The 18,105-nt window shown below is 43.6% G+C and carries 15 protein-coding genes and 1 pseudogene; all 16 read left to right on the top strand.

Annotated elements, in window-relative coordinates:
• The 16 genes and pseudogenes from ACE04G_RS00570 to ACE04G_RS00495 all read left to right on the top strand — a co-directional run bounded on the left by ACE04G_RS00570 (position 1) and on the right by ACE04G_RS00495 (position 18,103).
• Positions 1–2,652 carry a molecular chaperone gene (locus ACE04G_RS00570; RefSeq protein ID WP_449003515.1) on the top strand — a complete coding sequence of 884 codons (2,652 nt, stop codon included), beginning with the start codon at positions 1–3 and terminating at the stop codon, positions 2,650–2,652.
• Positions 2,653–2,683: 31 nt separating this feature from the next.
• Complete coding sequence (locus ACE04G_RS00565; RefSeq protein ID WP_449003516.1) at positions 2,684–3,457, top strand: DNA and RNA helicase; 774 nt, start codon at positions 2,684–2,686, stop codon at positions 3,455–3,457.
• Positions 3,458–3,491: 34 nt separating this feature from the next.
• Positions 3,492–4,130 (top strand): hypothetical protein, encoded by a 639-nt coding sequence (locus ACE04G_RS00560; RefSeq protein ID WP_449003517.1) that lies wholly within the window; start codon positions 3,492–3,494, stop codon positions 4,128–4,130.
• Between the two features lie 15 nt (positions 4,131–4,145).
• A complete protein-coding gene (locus ACE04G_RS00555) occupies positions 4,146–5,561 on the top strand; it encodes a hypothetical protein (protein WP_253502183.1) in 1,416 nt (471 codons plus the stop codon).
• A 20-nt stretch (positions 5,562–5,581) separates the two neighbouring features.
• Positions 5,582–6,688 (top strand): pentapeptide repeat-containing protein, encoded by a 1,107-nt coding sequence (locus ACE04G_RS00550; protein ID WP_449003518.1) that lies wholly within the window; start codon positions 5,582–5,584, stop codon positions 6,686–6,688.
• On the top strand, positions 6,670–7,203 hold the full coding sequence (locus ACE04G_RS00545; protein WP_449003519.1) for a hypothetical protein: 534 nt from the start codon (positions 6,670–6,672) through the stop codon (positions 7,201–7,203). Before ACE04G_RS00550 ends, ACE04G_RS00545 begins: the two co-directional genes overlap by 19 nt.
• 16 nt (positions 7,204–7,219) lie before the next feature.
• Positions 7,220–7,657 (top strand): DUF4280 domain-containing protein, encoded by a 438-nt coding sequence (locus ACE04G_RS00540; protein WP_340013881.1) that lies wholly within the window; start codon positions 7,220–7,222, stop codon positions 7,655–7,657.
• A 1-nt stretch (position 7,658) separates the two neighbouring features.
• Positions 7,659–11,372: a deaminase domain-containing protein gene (locus ACE04G_RS00535; RefSeq protein WP_449003520.1), complete on the top strand. Its 3,714-nt coding sequence runs from the start codon at positions 7,659–7,661 to the stop codon at positions 11,370–11,372.
• A gap of 23 nt (positions 11,373–11,395) precedes the next feature.
• Complete coding sequence (locus ACE04G_RS00530; protein ID WP_449003521.1) at positions 11,396–12,085, top strand: Imm3 family immunity protein; 690 nt, start codon at positions 11,396–11,398, stop codon at positions 12,083–12,085.
• A 455-nt stretch (positions 12,086–12,540) separates the two neighbouring features.
• The gene (locus ACE04G_RS00525) at positions 12,541–12,999 is read left to right on the top strand and encodes a toxin-antitoxin system YwqK family antitoxin (protein WP_449003522.1); all 459 of its coding nucleotides are present in this window, start codon (positions 12,541–12,543) and stop codon (positions 12,997–12,999) included.
• Positions 12,980–13,680: pseudogene (locus ACE04G_RS00520) on the top strand (endonuclease V). The gene ACE04G_RS00525 and the pseudogene ACE04G_RS00520 overlap by 20 nt, the downstream one beginning before the upstream one ends.
• Before the next feature lie 232 nt (positions 13,681–13,912).
• Entirely contained in the window at positions 13,913–14,131 is a 219-nt protein-coding gene (locus ACE04G_RS00515; RefSeq protein WP_221821870.1) for an Imm3 family immunity protein, read from the top strand.
• A 282-nt stretch (positions 14,132–14,413) separates the two neighbouring features.
• A complete protein-coding gene (locus tag ACE04G_RS00510) occupies positions 14,414–14,893 on the top strand; it encodes an antitoxin YezG family protein (RefSeq protein ID WP_449003523.1) in 480 nt (159 codons plus the stop codon).
• A gap of 151 nt (positions 14,894–15,044) precedes the next feature.
• On the top strand, positions 15,045–16,460 hold the full coding sequence (locus tag ACE04G_RS00505; protein WP_449003524.1) for a phage baseplate assembly protein V: 1,416 nt from the start codon (positions 15,045–15,047) through the stop codon (positions 16,458–16,460).
• Positions 16,461–16,496: 36 nt separating this feature from the next.
• Positions 16,497–17,588, top strand: a complete 1,092-nt coding sequence (locus tag ACE04G_RS00500; RefSeq protein ID WP_449003525.1) for a pentapeptide repeat-containing protein — start codon at positions 16,497–16,499, stop codon at positions 17,586–17,588.
• On the top strand, positions 17,588–18,103 hold the full coding sequence (locus ACE04G_RS00495; RefSeq protein WP_449003526.1) for a hypothetical protein: 516 nt from the start codon (positions 17,588–17,590) through the stop codon (positions 18,101–18,103). Before ACE04G_RS00500 ends, ACE04G_RS00495 begins: the two co-directional genes overlap by 1 nt.
• Positions 18,104–18,105 lie beyond the last annotated feature (2 nt).

The raw sequence follows: 18,105 nt of genomic DNA, 5'->3' as shown, positions 1-18,105 counted from the left end.
ATGAACGGCTATTCATACCGATTGTATCCTGACGCCACGAGCAGGGAACGTTCCAGAGGAACCATGCGTTATACGCGTGAAGAATTGATGGACATGACCACATTCCAATTACGGAACATTTGCTACAAGGAACGGTTAATTGAGGGATTGGGCCCTCGGACGGAACGGGAAGAACTGATTCGGATTATTTTGAAATTTCTGGGGGCGGACGATGTATTGTGGATCGATCAGTCTGTTGATGGCGGATTCGAGCGTATACAAAAGGCTATCTCTCGGCATATGACAGCCCCCATGAGCAGTGATGGAGGCATTAGTGTGCCTGCGCGACTGATTCTGTACGAAGGATTGAACGTGGACAAGCTGGATCGATATGTGGTCACGGCACCGGGGGGACTAACCGAATCCAACGTACTTTTAGTCAATGAGAGCATGGAGCTGTGTGGCATCTTCAACCTGGTTAAGGACGACTCCGTATCGGGAACCTTTTATTTGACGGCAGGAAGTGGGTCGACCTGGAAGAAATCGGGCAACAGACAGTACAGTCTCCTCTTTTTCCGAAAACGCGACTCGGAGTATCTATATCAGACCTATTATTCCAGCAGACCGCTTCCACCGGTTCATATTCAATATACTCAAATCCCACTGGCAGATCTGGACATCCGGGAGCTTGAACCGACAGAAGCAGTGCTTGCAATTGATTTTGGCACCTCCAATACGACGGCAGGCGCCTATTTGCATAACGGTTATATTCAGGCGCCAAGTAGCCAGGATTTGCTGAATGGACGAGTCCGTATGGATGCCATTAACTATGTTGCTTTTCCCGACCCTACATACAAAGATACGGACTGGATCGAGGTCCTGCCTACGGCAATCGGTGTGGCGGAGTGTTTGGATCCAGCGAACATTCGTTACGAGTTCGGCTATGAAGCGTTGCGAAGCATGCGTCGGGGAGGGTACAGCAGCCGGGCGAGTGTCTTCCGCAGTATGAAGCGCTGGGTGAACAATTACAACAAAATGGAAGAAATCGTCGATGTTCATGGCAATGCGGCCATGGTGTCTCGTATGGATCTGCTGCGTGCGTACATGAATTACATCATCCGAACGGCAGAGCATCAGTTCAAGTGCAAGTTTCGCCATGTGCATTTTACGAGTCCCGTGAAGATGAAAATACAGTTTTTGCAGATGTTCGGAGAGATGCTTCCGGATTATCGGATTGAGCAGGCGTATGCGCTGGATGAGGGAATGGCTGTGCTCTATAACACCCTTGCTGACGGCATGGAACGTGGTGCTTTCATGGAAGGGCAGACGTATCATGCGCTCGTGATTGATTGTGGCGGTGGAACGACGGATTTATCTTCCTGTGCCTTTACGATCGAGGATGGACATATGGCGTACAAGCTCGATATCCATACGACCTACGAAAATGGGGATACGAACTTCGGAGGTCACAACATTACCTATCGTATTATGCAATTCATGAAAATTGTATTCGCCGACTATTATAGCGGACGCCGTCAGGTGACGGATATTGATAGCCTGATTGAGGCACCTGGTGCGGATGTGTTCCGTCAGGTGGACGAAGAGGGTGTGAAGTCCGTTTATCAGAAGCTAGAGCAGCGCTATGAGGAGGCAGAACACATCATCCCGACTGCGTTTGCGCGCCGAGAGAACCGTTCACGGGACGAGTATTTGCGGGTAAGAGGAAACTTCTACTTCCTGTGGGAAATCGCAGAAGAGATGAAGCAACAATTTTTCCGCAAAACCGGCATCTTGCGTAACCGATTCCACTCGGAGATGGAGGGCGACGGGGACAGTGATCTGCAGATCACCACCATGGAGCGTTGGTTCCTCTCGGTAGAACGGAATGGGGAGTTGAAGGATGAATATGAGTTCCCCGACGTGGTGTTCAATATCAAGGAAATTACCCAGCTGATTAAGGCCGATATCTATGAGGTGGTTCGCAAGTTTTTGGATGATTTCTATCGGCAAGGGCGGATGAACCAGTACTCGATTATCAAGTTGACAGGTCAGTCCTGTCGCATTGATGTATTTCGGGAAGCATTGAAAGAGTTCGTTCCAGGCAGAAGCATTGAGTTTCGGCAAAAACCTGCGGAAGGGCGTGTGCCTGATCTTAAACTTGCCTGCCTTCGAGGGGCGATTCGTTATCTGAGTGCCCGCAAAACGGGAAGCGTTCAAGCCGACATCACGCATGATGCCGCTGTAATTCCGTATACCGTAAGTGCCTACACGCATAATGGACGTGAAAAAATGCTGATCAGCAGTCTGGATCGTAGTGATGGCATTCCGGGTAGTATTTCCCGTCCATTCGAGACGGCAGAAGTGGAGTTGTACCTTAGCGGAAGCGATGGTCAGCTGAGACAGAAATTCGTCTATGCCAACCGTCCGGATTTCTATAAAGAGGTGCTTTATGAAGACATTCGGGATCGATACGGAGATAAAATTCCGCAGGATGATACGGATTCCATCGTGAATGGAGAGACGAAGTTTTTTGTCTTTCCGGATGATCGTCATTGGGGCTTCCATGTGTTGCCTGTAGCTCGTCGAAATGAACGGCTGTATCTGGGATCGCAGAAGCTGCTTCCGTTTGAAACAGACTTGTCGGAACTGGACTTCTTTGACGGAATGAAGTGAGGACCACGAACAGAAAGGGGGAACACCGCTCATGTTCACATATTCGTATCCGCATTTTAACAAGGGAAGAATTCTGAAAACATCCATGTTGGAGGGACTACGCGATTTCCCCAGAGACTACATCGAACTGTACTATCGCGGTTATGCAGATGGCATTCTTGCAGGTGCAGAGGTAGACGTGTTCCCGGACAAGCTGGTTGTTGCTCCTGGGATGGTGCTGCATAAAGGAAGGCTTTATATGCTGACAGAACCTATGGAACTGGCATACCAAGCTACCGGCCGGGTCAATGTGCTGAAGCTTCGGTTTACCGCGGAGGAGACCGTGAGTGACATGACGATAAGCCATTCGGAACTGCTCTTGGATGAAGAGGCAACGTGCACATCGAGAGAGTTGGAGCTGGCTCGATTCAAGCTGAAGGAAGGGGCGCGGCTGCGGCGGGACTATCAGACCTTTGCCGACTTGGCAACGGAGTTCAATACGCTACATGTCATTCATGTTCCTTATGCAGCCGAGGGGGCGAGCACCTTATCCCCTGTTGTCATGAAGGATTATGCCGAGAGGTTGCTTCGAACGGGGACCTCTGATCCCCAGGATCTGGTCTTCGCCATGATGTGTCTCAATGAAGGAACGGTTGCACGTAGCGTCATTTTGCATCACATTGCCAGTCGATTGGGACTGGAGTACAGAGAATACGATCATGCGCAGATTCATCGATATCTGGATCGCATACTGGCGAATGCAGGTCGGGGAACGGGACGTTCGGGTATGCCGGTGGGCGGACCACATCGTATGATTGTGGATTGAAATTTTCAAGAGAATGGGAGGATGGAATTCGTTTATGGAACATATGGATCGCAAAATCATCCCGATGTTATATGGCAAAACATTGAACGGTGAACCTCATCAGGGAACAGAGACCAGAGATGTTGAAGCCTCTGCTGAATCAAGGGAAGTTAAACCATTCGAGCCAATAACCATGATACACCTTGAACAGGAAACGATACATCTGAGAAGAACGGAGCTATACGAGGGAAAGGTTACAGTATCTCTTCCCCGCACATTTCGTTTGGTGACAGAAAGAGAAGCTCAGTTAAAATATCCGTCGTCCCATCGTCCTGAATTGATCTATACCAATGATTCGGGAACGATCAACTTTACGTTCAAGACATTGGATCATCGTCTTGCTCCGGAAGAGTTGAATTCCTTTACGGAATCGATGGCTGACGTGATTCGTGCAACTCAACCTGTACGAGAATGGAAAAAACACGGTGTTCGAGTGACGGATGCTGGTCTTTCCACGGGTTACTGCCAATTCGCTGTTCAGGGGTTGAATGATCAAATTTATAACCATATGGTGTTCACCATTTTAAATCAGAAAGTTCTTGTTTATGGCTTTAACTGTACGGACGATGAGAAGAAAAATTGGATGGAACCCGGTGGTACATTTCTGGATACACTCATTGTCGAAATGAATTAGAGAGGAGCTGAGTCCATGAGCCTGACGTATGAAAACCTGATTATTGAACCTTATGAACTAGTACATCTGCAAGAATTGACAATCCGCAAAAAGATGAATGAGCACACCCGCCTTGTTTTCAAAGGTATGGTATCCGAGGAATGGAAAGATCGTTATGTGGATGTTACGGATAAGAATACTCCGATTGAAGTGTGGCAAAAGGACGAGGAGGGGAACAAAAGTCCGCTATTCAAAGGCATTCCTTTATCTGTAGAAGTGCAGGTTGTGAGGGGCGTATATACGCTCCAAGTTGAAGCAATCTCACATACGTACCTGATGGATGTCAAAAAGCGAACACGTACGTTTCAAAACATCCAGATGACGCTCCCTGAATTGTTAAAGGAGCTGGATCAGGATTATCCGGGACTAGACGTGATCGATGAGGGGACCGGGGGAGCCAAGATTGGCAAGGTTGCCGTGCAATATCAGGAAACAGACTGGGCATTTCTCAGAAGGCTGGCTTCTAGATTTCATACGAGTCTGATGCCTGCGGCTCAATTCGACAGCCCCAAATTTTATTTCGGCGTATATGAGCATGGTAACTCGATCGAGCTGGATAATACACGTTATACCGTCCACAAAAATATGACTCCGTTCATGTACTTCACGGAGAACGAGACCGTTAATGTGAATGAAAGTGACTTCATTGTATACGAAGTGGAGACAGATCAAGTTATGGAACTGGGACACCATATCTCATTCCGAGGCAGAAGTCTGTATCTTACGGAAGCTTATACGGAACTTGCCGGAGGTATTTTAAAGCATAAATATGTGCTAAGTCTTCACAAAGGATTGCGACAGAAGACGTACTACAATCCGCTGATTGCTGGAAGCTCATTAATGGGACGTGTTATCGGTGTACATGGTGGGCAGGTTCAGGTGCATCTTGATTGTGATGATAAACAAGGGACGGAAGATGCACTGTGGCTGTTGTATCAATCTCCGTATATTGCAGAGGGAGAGACCGGCTGGTATGTCATGCCCGAAATTGGTGACCCAATAGCTGTATATTTTCCAACGATGTATGAGGAAGACGCTTACGCCACAGGTGCTCCACGACTGGATAACAAGTCGACATCCACCAACAAGCTGAACAATCCCGATCATAAAATTTTTCGCACTCCTCATGGGAAAGAGATACGTCTTACTCCAGACGCTGTAATCATTAGCGGCAAAGAAGGAGAGGTCTATATTCGACTTAGTGGAAATGAAGGTATTCATATTGCAGGTAGTCAGCAGGTAAGTATGTCAGCAGGAGGGAGCATTTCGTTAAAAGCAGGAAAGAAAATTACATTATCTGCAGGATCAGAACTTCTTCTTGAAGGAGGAGGAGGGAAAATAAGGCTTGATGGTCAGGCTCAAATGAGCGGGACAGAAGTGAAATCTAATTAACGTTGGAAGGAGGAAAGTCAGTGAGCCGGAAGGAATCACTACTGCACTTTTATACGAATCAAGTGGAGCCTGAACGAATCAGGCTGATGGCTGACCTTCAACATACATTAAACAGCCAATTCTCAATGTTGACTACGGAGTTCCTAAGATATTTCGAGGAATTAACTAGTAAAATAAGGCACAGTCAACGGATTGGTGCCAAAGGGAATGTTGCTTACATCCAATATTCTTTGTTGCGGACAGAAGTCGCTACGGGAGCGATGCATTATCTTGCCGAAGCCAGTGATATGTCATGGCTTCTCGACAGAGACCCTATACAGGCAATATATGATGCCAAGTGGGCCTTTGATTGTTTGGAACGGATGCTTGATCGTTTGAAGAAGACACTTCCTGATTATCAGGGGATGATCTCGATGGTTGAACTGGATCGAATACGACTTCAAGAGGTAACTTTGGTTCATCGCTATGTTATTTATTTTATTCGTCAATGTTTCCATCAGCTCCTTGATTCCCAACTGATATCGGATATGCAGGTGGAGCCCGAATTTGAGATTCGTGTAGGGGAGTATTTGGATACCAGTGAATGTGTGTATCGCCTTGATCAACGAGAACGGAACCTGGAAGACATCGGCAGGGAGCTTGAGGAGGGTGATGGTTTGGGTGGGATGTATGCGGACTATCACGATCTGGACATGGAAGAGATGATATGCAGCGATTTAGACTTCCGGTATAGCAGGTTTAATGACATCAGATTAAAATCAACAGATTTTGAACGTTGTGTCTTGGTAGGCACACGTTGGCATAACTGTGATATGAGAGATACCAATTTTGCTGACAGTCTACTATACGGTGCTGACTTCAATGGATGTTCACTGGAGAGGGCTATCTTCAGGGGCATTTCTGGGGAAGAAGGGCATCCTGATGGTCGAATACAGGGTCCTGGGTACTCAGGTATCAACTTCGAGAATGCGAACTTAACCGGAGCAGATTTCAGGGGAGCGCTACTCCGTGGAGCTATATTTCGTAGAGCAAACCTAACCAACGTGTTATGGGATGGGGCAGATCTGGAAGGTGCGATATTTGAGGAGTCGGTGAAGGAGGAATCGCCATGCGATACTTTAGGCTGATGCAGGATACCAGATGGACAAATCGTGTAGAGACAGAAGCGGTTGGTGAAGTAAAGCGTCGAGAGTGGAATGCTTCTTTTCAGGAGGGGAGTAGTAATCACACCGCAATTAACCTTTCAATCAAAAGCAGACCTAATGTAGATTACACCGATTATTTGGAGCGCCCTGTACCTCTGGTATCGGATCGAATGCTGGAAGTATTTACGTTGTACCATCCCGGCTTAATTCGCAGGGCAGCAGTGTTGACGGACAAAGCACGTATGTCCCAGGAGACCTATTGGGCTATTTATCCAACGGCAATGGATGTGCTCTCTCCCCAAACGGAACGTCATATGGACGGCAGTCTGAAACAGATTGTTCTGGATCGAGGTAAGGCTGAACTTCTTCCTTTGTTTCAATTAAAGGAACCTCGTGAATCTGTCATCATCGTTAATCTAGCTTTGGCTGAGAGTCTGCTGCGCCGGGATTTTTCCGGGATTCAGTTAGTCCGTCTGGAGCAGGAACAGACAATATAGAGAGGAGAGAGGCGAAATGGCACAAGGTAATCAAGAGAGTGAGATCAGTCTTCAATCTGCAACAGGAGATTCCAAGAGTTATGTGGTTGCCGGAGCGATTCTGCATTGCAGTTGTGGTACACAGCGTACCCGATTAAAGATTCCATTTAGTCATGGCGTTTACATCAAAGGCAAGGCTCAGTTGACAGTTGAAGATTATGTACCTGGAGTCCATATTGGATCATTTGGGAATTGCTCCAATATGGAGAATCCAGCTGTATCCAACAGTATGATGGTGGATATCTATGGAGTGAAGAAAGCACCGTGTGTACCTGTATTGACTATGCCTTGGCTACATGGCAAAGGAGATGCCAAGGTGGAAGGGAAAGCTGCTCTACTTGGTCACTGTACGCATAAGTGTCTGTATGGTGGAGATATCGTCATCGAGGATGACGGACAGCAGCTGGATTTTTGAGATGAGCGAATCAAAGAAAAAGGTACAGGAACGCATCGGATACGAACAACTCCGTTTATATTGGCCGTATAAAGTGCAATGGTTGGAAGAAATCCGAATTACCCGACAGATTAATGAGCATGCGAAGTTATATATTAGCGGCGTTATACCGGAGGAAGATGGACCAGGCATCCTTCATGTCCAGGCTGAAGGAGAACCGATTGTACTAAGACAGCTAGATGAAATGGGGAAATCTGTAAGGCGTCTGTTTCATGGCGTGATGACCTCATTAACTATACATTTAGTTGGTGGTATATACCGATTCGAGCTAGAGGCCATATCGAATACATATCAGCTGGACATTGAAATTTCCGAGCGAGCATTCCAGAACAGGGCGATGTCCTATGGAGAATTAGTTAAATACGTGATGAAGGCGTATACCTACTCGGATGTAATTGATAATGTCACAGAGAATACCCAATTGGGAGAACTTGTTTTACAATATAGAGAAACCGACTGGATGTTTCTGAGACGTTTGGCTTCCCGGTTTGGTACCGTACTGGTGCCTGAGGCGACAGCGGCTTCACCTAAATTGTTCTTCGGGTTACCCATGGGCAAGTTGTGGAAATGGCCTCTGGATCGTCCATATCATGTCAAGAAAGAAATGGGCCATCTGAATTGGCAGGGGGATGAGCAGCATCGGTATATGATGCAGGATCCCAAAGGTACACAGGGGGCGCTCATATATACGATGGAGTGTTATGAAACCTATGTTTTGGGTGATAAAGTCGAACTGCCTGATGGGAAAGAATTAACGGTAACTCAAGCGGAATCCCGATTGGAATCCGGATTGCTTATGACTACATATCGTATGATGTTAGAAGATCATATTCGGGTTCCACGATCCGATCTTCTGGATCTCATTGGCCTCTCCTTGTACGGTGAAGTAATCCGCATTATTGGTGATCGTGTACAGATGGAACTGTATATCGAAGATGGTCCGATTAAAACAGAATCTTCCTGTCCATATCCTTTATCGACATCTTACGTCGCCGAAGGTCACAGCGGACTCTACCTGATGCCAGAGATTGGTGACACGGTGGAACTATACATTCCCGGAAGTCGCGAGTCCAAGGCTTATATTCGTCATGCAGTGCCCGAAAGCAAGCGTTCGGTTTCCGGTGGAACGCAACACAAACTGTGGGGCCATCCTGACGGACCATCTATTGGTATGTCATCGGATGAGGTGACCGTACAGGCTGGAGCTGGATTGGTCATCACACTGAATGACCAGGGTGTAATGATGCAGAGTGCAGGTAACATCTCGATTCAGGGTGGCAGTCTATCACTTAAAGCAGGTCAGATTAAAGCTACCGCTCCTGAAGCAATTTGGCTTCTTGGCGGAGGAAGCAGCTTTATATTGGATGGACAAGCTGATGTTCGTGCTGGACTACTTCAACAAGAAGGCAGCCATAAGGCACCGGTCGTGGTAGCTGATTTGCCGCCGGAGCCGGAGCCGCCCCTTATTCCGCTTGAACAATATGAGGCAGCTCAAGCAGCAGCTGCAGCCGAAGCAGCTGCTATGCAGCCTTCCGTGGTTAACATGAAGGAGGTCTCCCTGTTTGGTGCAGCGGTTGCCATGGCGGGCATGATCCCCGTTTTGGGTATGCTTGGAGGTGCACCAGCCATTGCGGCACAGGCCGTTGTCGTTGGCGCTGCAGCAATCGGCTTGATCGGGAACATCCCAAGTGTAGGATCCTTTAAGCCTTCGGCCCTACAACTTCTGAATCATCTGAATGGTGATTTCGTGGGCAAGATGCAGCAAGAAGAGGCTTATAAGCACCAATTATTTGGTAAAGTTGTCTCAGCAGCACGAGAGTTAAGCACGGCTACTTCCTTTATGGATTTTGTGAAGAAACTGCATCAGCAGGAAAAGGAAATTAGCCAGATGTATTATCAGATTCCAGGCAATACGAGGGAGCATTGGGCTCATCAACAGGTTGACCAAGAGTTGAAGGAAGCACTCGTGTATTATGGGGATGTGAAGCAGAATGACATTAAATATGAACTCTTTTTTGGCCCTTATCATAACGGCATTGCTCGAGATATCGGAAGAATAGACATCACCGCCGAGGAAATGGGTGACTATAATTACTGGCAGAAACAGAATCTGACGGTAGAACAGAAGAAGTATCTTGCCCGGCGAATTATGGCTCCCATGAGCGAAGAAGAATTATCTACCCTGATGGGTGAATTCGAGCAACACGAGATGACTATGAAAGGATTGGACGGGGAGTTCAATGGATTTACGGGCAGAGTAAGCACGAAAAAGGGTTCTTCAGGTGTACCCGAACCCTCAGACCATCCAGGAACAACAGGTTCTCCAAGTGCTGCTTCTAAAGGAACAACGACGACAGACAAACCGGCTACAAGTAGAACAAAGACATTTGTGAAAAAGTCAAAAGATGTGATGGTTAAAGCCGTCAGCGATTATTATAAAGCGAACCAGGTCATCCGGTTTCAGCCTTGGGGCAACTTGGGAAGAAACAAGCCCAAAGAGTCGGGGACTGCCGGGGAAGTGGGTTCTGGAGGGAAAACAAGCTCGAACGCTGGGAATAAGTCAAGCGACGGGGCAGGAACAAGTTCCTCCAGCAATGGCAAGAAACCGAATCAGACCCCGAGCAGCAGTAAGAAGTCGCAATCGTCAGGTGAAACGGATGCTACTGCATCGAGTCCAGGTACAGGGAAGAAGTCTGGCGACGGTGAAGGCACAAACTCACCAAGCAGTGGCAAGAAAACGGGTCAGACACCGAATACTAGTAAGAAGTCCAAATCATCGGGTGAAACGGATAGTACGGGTTCAAGTTCAGGTACAGGGAAGAAGCCTGGCGATGGTGAAGAAACAGGGCCATCAAGTGGTGGAAAGATAGAGGATCCAACTCCGAATACCAGTAAGAAGACCCAAACATCCGGAGAACCGGATACTGCAGGATCAAATACAGGTACAGGGAAAAAGTCGAGCGAGGGTGAAGGAACAAGCTCATCTAGCGCTAACAAGAAAGATAATCAGATTCCCAACAGTCATAATCAGTGGAAACAAGATTCATCGAAGAAAAAAGGAAAAGATGATAAAAAGAAAAAAGAGGAGGAAAAACGTAAAAGTGAAGAGGAAGAAAGACAAGAAAGACAAGAAAGTGAATCAGAGGCTGAGGGGACGGGTGATGTTCCTAAGGTAAGTCATGGAAAAGTATTCCCAACAAGAGTAATTGATTTAGAAACAGAAGGTTTTATTATTGATAAAGTTAAAGTGTTAAGAAGTAAGCTTTCTAATAGGATTAAAGGTGATCTAAATTTTGCGTATGCGAAGGTAGAAATTGAAGGAATTGACAAGAATGAATTTTATTCTCATAGTAGTTTGAACGGGGATAATAAGGAAAAGACCTATGCTGATTATTCATTAAAACCAACAAAACCAAAGTACGAGGCTACTGAAGCGCCAGATAGGAGTGGGAATGTAAGATTAAGAGACAATGATACTGAGTATAAAATTCTCAATGATTTGGCATCTAGACTTGATAAATTGCCAGATCCATCAAAAGCTCGTGGGAAAATTAAATTATTTACTGAATTAGATACATGTGGAAGTTGTAGTAGAATCATAGGGAAGTTTCACAAAGATTATCCCAATATTGATATTGAGGTAATCCATAATGGTGATAAGATAGTTGAGCCATAAGAAATTTATTGGGAGGACATAAAGTGAAACGAAATTATGAGGCTTTATTTGGAGCTTTTTATGAAAACTATTTTTATTTTAAAAGTGAGGGAATGAGTGGTCCTGAAGCTCTTGCTTGCACATGTGAGGCATACTTCGGTATGGATAAAAGAGGTGAAATGGAAAAAGCAGTATTGTCTATTGCGGAAGGGAGAATTCATTTAACACATTCGAAAATTTTTGTTAAATCGAAACAAAAGATAATTGATGCATTAAATTCTCTAGATTTAAATAATTTACAACATGAAATAGCTCCAGATGATTATCAGGACATATTAGAACGAAGAGATATGGTGCTTGATGGAATTGAAAGTATACCTGTAGATTATAGTCCGAATACAAGATATTACTACTTTGAAATAGAAAAGGAAGTTAAAAATTACTTTGGGATTTTATTCAATGAGGAGAAAGATGCAATTGAGCTTGTTGAGGAAATAATGGAACGATTCGAGCGTGAATGTAGGAGTACATTAAGTGAAAAAATAGTTGTTAGAACAACACTTGCAGAACTACTTATCAGATATAGAATTAATGCTAAAGGGGAGTTTTTGAAAATAAAAAATGAATTAGAGCAATTTGATATGAATGATGTGGGGGAACAATTGTCAGAAAATGAAAAGTTGGATCTTTCTATGCGAATCAAGGAAGTCTTAACTAAACTTCAAAATTTATAGATACATTTGTTTTTTCAACAATCTGTATTTAGAATGATACAAACAACAACGCCACAATGCGAGCTAAACGCTGTATTGTGGTTTTTTATCCCCCTTTATTATCCAAACAATCCAAACTAAAGTGTACCTTATGAGATGGACACTTTAAAAAAAGTCCATCTCATAAGGTACATTTTAGAATAGAAAATATGCCAGACGACATTTATGATTCTTATAGTTTGTATACACATGGTTCAGGATCGCATGCTGAGGTTTATGCAGCTAATAAGGCATTATTGGATAATCCGAGTGCTACTATTGATGATATCTTAATATATGTGATAAAACCTGGAGGCTCATCAAAGCCAGTCATCGATATACCATTCCAAACATGTCCGCACTGTAATTATATTTTACGGGATTTTAAAATAGAATCTGATTTACCCAAATAATCTAAATGGAGTGGATGATATTAAATGATTGATGTTAATATTTTGCGAATGGAAGATGTATTGTTAACAGGTATAGAATTTACTGATGATGTTTGTTTTTCTGGAAATAGTGGGCAGGAAGTTTTTGATAAACCCATAGAGGATGGAGGGAAACCTATATCTGGTCTTTTATATGAAAGATACGATAATGGGAATTTAGCATATTACTCTTACTATAAAAATGGATTGGTTGATGGAGACTATGTGAACTATTATGAATCTGGCAGAATTTCAAGCTTCCAGAAAATGAGCAAAGGTGTAATAACAGGAGAATTCATCTCTTGGTTTGAGAATGGTAATCATAAATCAATCGCGAATTACAAATATGGATTTGCCATAACATATAGAGAGTGGGATATAGAAGGGGTACTAATTAATGAAAAATTAGAGCCAAGTGAATTTGAAAAGAAAATGATCGAAAAATATGATGCGCGTGCAAAATAAGTTAATGAATAAAATAATAGATGAATTTGATAAAATTCAGTATGATTTAACTCGGAAAATAAAATTAGAAAATGATTTCCACAAAGAAAATATTCTGCTGATTGCAGGTATTGACCTGGCATATTGGGAGGAAAATGAAACGACAATTGCAGTTTGTTGTATATGTGTCGTGGATTTTATGACGAAAAAAGTTATAGAGACGAAATCTATGACAGATGAAATTGCGGTCCCGTATATACCAGGATATTTATCATTCAGAGAATTACCATTAATTTTAAAAACATTTAACACCTTAATTAATGAACCAGATATCATTATGTTTGATGGAAATGGGTACTTACACCCTAGGAATATGGGGATTGCAACGCATGCTTCCTTTTATTTAAATAAACCAACAATAGGTATTGCAAAAAGCTACTTGAAATTGACGGGGTTGATTTTATTATGCCCGATGAAGAAGAAGGGGCTTTCTCTGATATTGTGATAAATAACAAAATCTATGGGAGAGCATTACGAACACATAAAAGTGTAAAGCCCATTTTCGTCTCCTGTGGTAATTGGATAAATATCGATACTGCTACAGACCTTACATTAGCGTTAATTAATAAGGAAAGTAGACTCCCTGTACCAATCAGACAAGCAGATTTAGAAACAAAAAAAATGAGGGAAAGATTTAGATGAGTCTGTAAAATAGTTTGTGTAAACCCTGTAGTGTTTGAATATTATTTAATAATCATACCGAATACCATAATATGAGTAATATACTTATATTATGGTGTTTTTTTATAGCATTAGAAACTCTGAGAGAGCGTTCAGGTAAGCTGATTTGATGGTGGATATCGGTAAAACAGTAGTATCCTTATTTAGAAGATGATACTTAACGAATTTGAAACAACAATGAATCTCGGTATTTTTGAAAAACATAATAGTTCTAGTTTACGGTGAGATATTATTAACGTATGTAGTGGTGTCTTATAAATCTAAAGAGTATTTGTTAAAAGAATTGAAAGACTTGAGTCATCATCAGCTAAAGGATAAGTTGTCTTTTGAACAATTTAATGATCTTAATACACGCAGAAAGGTAATATTAGAGAATATTAAACAGAAGACTGTAACAACTATACTAGATTAGAATTCACATTAATGTTGTTGTTTCATTTTATTCGTGATTGCACTGTGGATGAAGGAGAAAAATGGGTATTCAAACCCAGCAATTTTGATCTTTGGTAAACGAAGGTTTTGTTCAAAGTGGAAAATAAAAACAAGTACTAGAATTGGTGATAGAACGATCTCTATATTTTGAATTTTTATGTAAATGTGTTTAATCATTGATAGTTTGATAGTAGAGTACCCGATAGATAGAGTAGGACAAAGAAAATTACAATAGAGAATCAAATTGGAGGTTAGAGGAATAATGGAGCAACAGATATATCAGCTTTATCCCATGATAGCAGAGCATATTCTAAGTATGATACCTAGTGATAACTGGAATGAGATTTACTTGTACGCCGAAATACTAGATGGGTCCAGGGAGGTATACTTTTATTTCAACACTTCTGAGAATGAGGAGTTTATATACTCTCATGATATTCCTGAAAAATATAGACTGAGTGAAAAAACTGATGATAACTTTTTATTAGAATTACAAACAAAATTTAAAGAATTAAGACAAATTTTCATAGACAATGATCAAGAGGCGTGGACAAATTTAACCTTAACATTAAAGCATCCTGGTAAGTTAAAAATTCATTATGATTATGAAGACGTAATAGCTTCAGAGGTGACCCCAACTCAAAGACAAATGATTTTTGAATATAAATATTTAGGTTTGCTTCCTGAAAAAGAAAAGAATAAACAGTTTGTAGAGAATTATTTAAATAGTCATAATAAATAGCTGTAGAATTATCCTAATGAAAAACAATTGCATTACATGTGAACAGGTCAACTTTGGTTATATACAACCATAATTGTCCTGTTTTTTTGTTATTATCCAAAGTTACTCGCAAATGTTTGCGATCCATTGAAGTTGAAGGGAGATAGGCAACATGAGTTTGACTTATGAGAATCTGATTATTGAACCATATGAACTGGTGCATTTGCAAGAACTGACGATCCGGAAAAAAATGAATGAGCACACTCGGCTCGTGTTTAAGGGCATGGTGTCTGAGGAATGGAAGGATCGCTATGTCGATGTTACGGATAAGGATACCCCAATTGAAGTGTGGCAAAAAGATGAGGATGGTAATAAGAAGCCTCTGTTCAAAGGCATTCCACTATCTGTTGAAGTGCAGGTTGTCAGAGGTGTATATACGCTCCACGTGGAGGCCATCTCACATACATACCGGATGGACATTACAAAACGAACGCGTACATTTCAAAATGTCAAAATGAAGTTACCCGATTTGTTAAAGGAACTGGATCAGGATTATCCGGGGCTGGACGTGATTGATGAGGGAACAGGGGGGGCCAAGATCGGGAAGGTTGCCGTGCAATATCAAGAAACGGATTGGGCATTTCTCAGGAGACTTGCTTCTCGCTTTCACACGAGCTTAATGCCGGCCGCTCAGTTTGACAGCCCCAAATTTTATTTTGGCGTCTTTGAGCACGGCAACTCAATCGATCTGGACAATACACGTTATACAATCCGCAAAAACATGGCACCATTCATGTACTTTACCGAAAACGATACGATAAAGGTCAACGAATCAGATTTCATTATATATGAAATCGAGACAGATCAGGTGATGGAGCTTGGACATCATATTACCTTCCGAGGCAGAAGCCTATATGTGACTGAGGCATATACCGAGCTTGTGGGAGGAATAGTGAAGCACCAATATGTACTTAGCCTTCATAGAGGACTAAGACAAAAGACATATTACAATTCGATAATTGCCGGAAGCTCATTACTTGGTCGCATCCTTTCAGTGCATGGTGGTCATGTAAGAGTTCAGCTGGACTGTGATGAAAAACAGGAGGAAGAGGAAGCGTTGTGGCTGTTGTATCAGTCGCCATACATCGCAGAGGGCCAGACAGGTTGGTATGTCATGCCTGAAGTGGGTGATCCGGTGGCCGTATATTTTCCAACGCAAAACGAAGAAGAGGCCTATGCGACAGGAGCACCCCGTCTGGATAATAAGGTAACTGGAACGAACCAATTAAACAAACCGGATCATAAAATTTTCCGTACGCCTTATGGCAAAGAAATCAGACTGACCCCAGATTCCATCTCCATTAGCAGCAAAGAGGGCGAGGTGTTCATTCGTCTCAGCGGGGACGAGGGCATTCAGATTATCGGAAGCCAGCAGATTCGGATGTCTGCTGGGGGCAATATCTCGCTCAAAGCCGGGAAGAAAATAACGTTATCTGCCGATTCGCAATTGTTGCTGGAAGGCGGGGGAGGGACATTCAAATTGGATGGACAAGCAAAAATGAGTGGATCAGAAGTGAAAGCCAACTAGTATAGGGTGACGTATGGGCAGGAGGGATAATTTCCAATGGATCGCAAGGAATCTATATTACATTTTTATACCCATCAGGTAAAACCTGCGCGGGCCAAACTTATGGATGATTTGCAGTATACGCTGCATACGAGGTATACGGAATTGACAGCTGAGCTCCTAAGTCATTTCAGGTTGATGATTCAGGAAGTCAGCGACGCCCAAAAGCGTGGGGCGAAAGGGCCGATCGCTTACATTCAATATTCTATGTTGCGAACAGAACTTCTTGGAGGGGCGATGAATGTCCTGGTCGAAGCATACGATGCTTCATGGTTGCTGGATCGGACACCCATCCGTTCATTCTACTCTTCCCACTGGGCCTATGAGTGTCTTGAGCGGATGCTCAATGGATTAAGAGAAGAACTTCCTCACTATCAAGGAACCGTTACAGTGGTAGAACTGGAACGAATCATGTTACAGGAAGCGGCGTTGGTGAATCGGTATCTTGTACATTTTATACGCCGTAGCTGTAGAGCGCTGGAGGACTTCGAATGGAACTCCCTTATGGATATGGAACAGATATTCGAAGTACGTGTAGGAGAATACTTGGATGCTAGTGAGTGCGTATTTCGTCTTGATCAAAGGACTAGGAGCATTGAGGAGATTGGTGAAGCATTGGAAGAAAGTGATGGTCTGGAGGTCATGTACGCGCATTTTCAGGGACTGGATATGAGCAAAATGGAGTGCAACGATCTGGATTTTCGTTACAGCCGTTTTGATCGTATCGATATGCATTCTACCGATTTTCAACGCTGTATCTTGATAGGGACACGTTGGCGCGATTGTAGTCTGGAGAACACCGATTTCACCGGAAGCATTCTATATGGGGCAGATTTCAGCGGGTGTTCTCTGGAAAGAGCTGTTTTCAGGGAGATAATAGGGGAGGTGGGACATCCGGAAGGACTCACTCAGGGTCCAGAATACGATGCGCTTAACTTCGAGAATTCAAACCTTTCAGGTGCTGACTTCCGGGGGGCACACCTTCGTGGAGCCAATCTAACAGATGCGTTATGGGAGGGTGCTGATGTGGAGGGTGCGATTTTTGACGATGCCCAGAGGAGGCGAGGGTTATCCGATACTTTCGTCTAATGGCCGATCCCAGATGGATACACCGCGTAGAGACTGAGCCTGTCGGTGAACTGCAACGCAGGACCTGGAATCAGGCTTTTCATGATTCGGGCAGTGAGCATACAGCCATTAACCTTTATGTGCGAAGCGGATTCCATGTCGATTATACGGATTATTTGGAACAGCCGGTTCCCTTGGTTTCAGATCAATTGCTTGAAACACTTATTTTGTATTGTCCTCAGCTCAAGCGAAGGGCTACCGTATTAACGGACAAGGAGCGAATGACCCAAGAGACGTATTGGGCCATTCATCCTCCTGCACTGGCAAACGTATTATCTCCTCATACCCGTCGGGGCATGGATGGAAGTCTGGAACGGATCGTACTGAAGCGAGATTTCCCGGATGTACCCCTGTTCCAATTGATGGAGCCGCGCGAAACCGTGATCATTGTCAATCTGGCGTTGTCGGAGAGCATTCTGCGGCGAGATGTGGCAGGAGTACAATTCATTCCGTTGGACTTGGAACAAACGAATTAGAA

The sequence above is a fragment of the Paenibacillus sp. AGC31 genome (assembly GCF_057334655.1).
The sequence above is the reverse complement of the archived record's forward strand: the minus strand, read 5'-3'. Positions and strand labels throughout refer to the sequence as shown.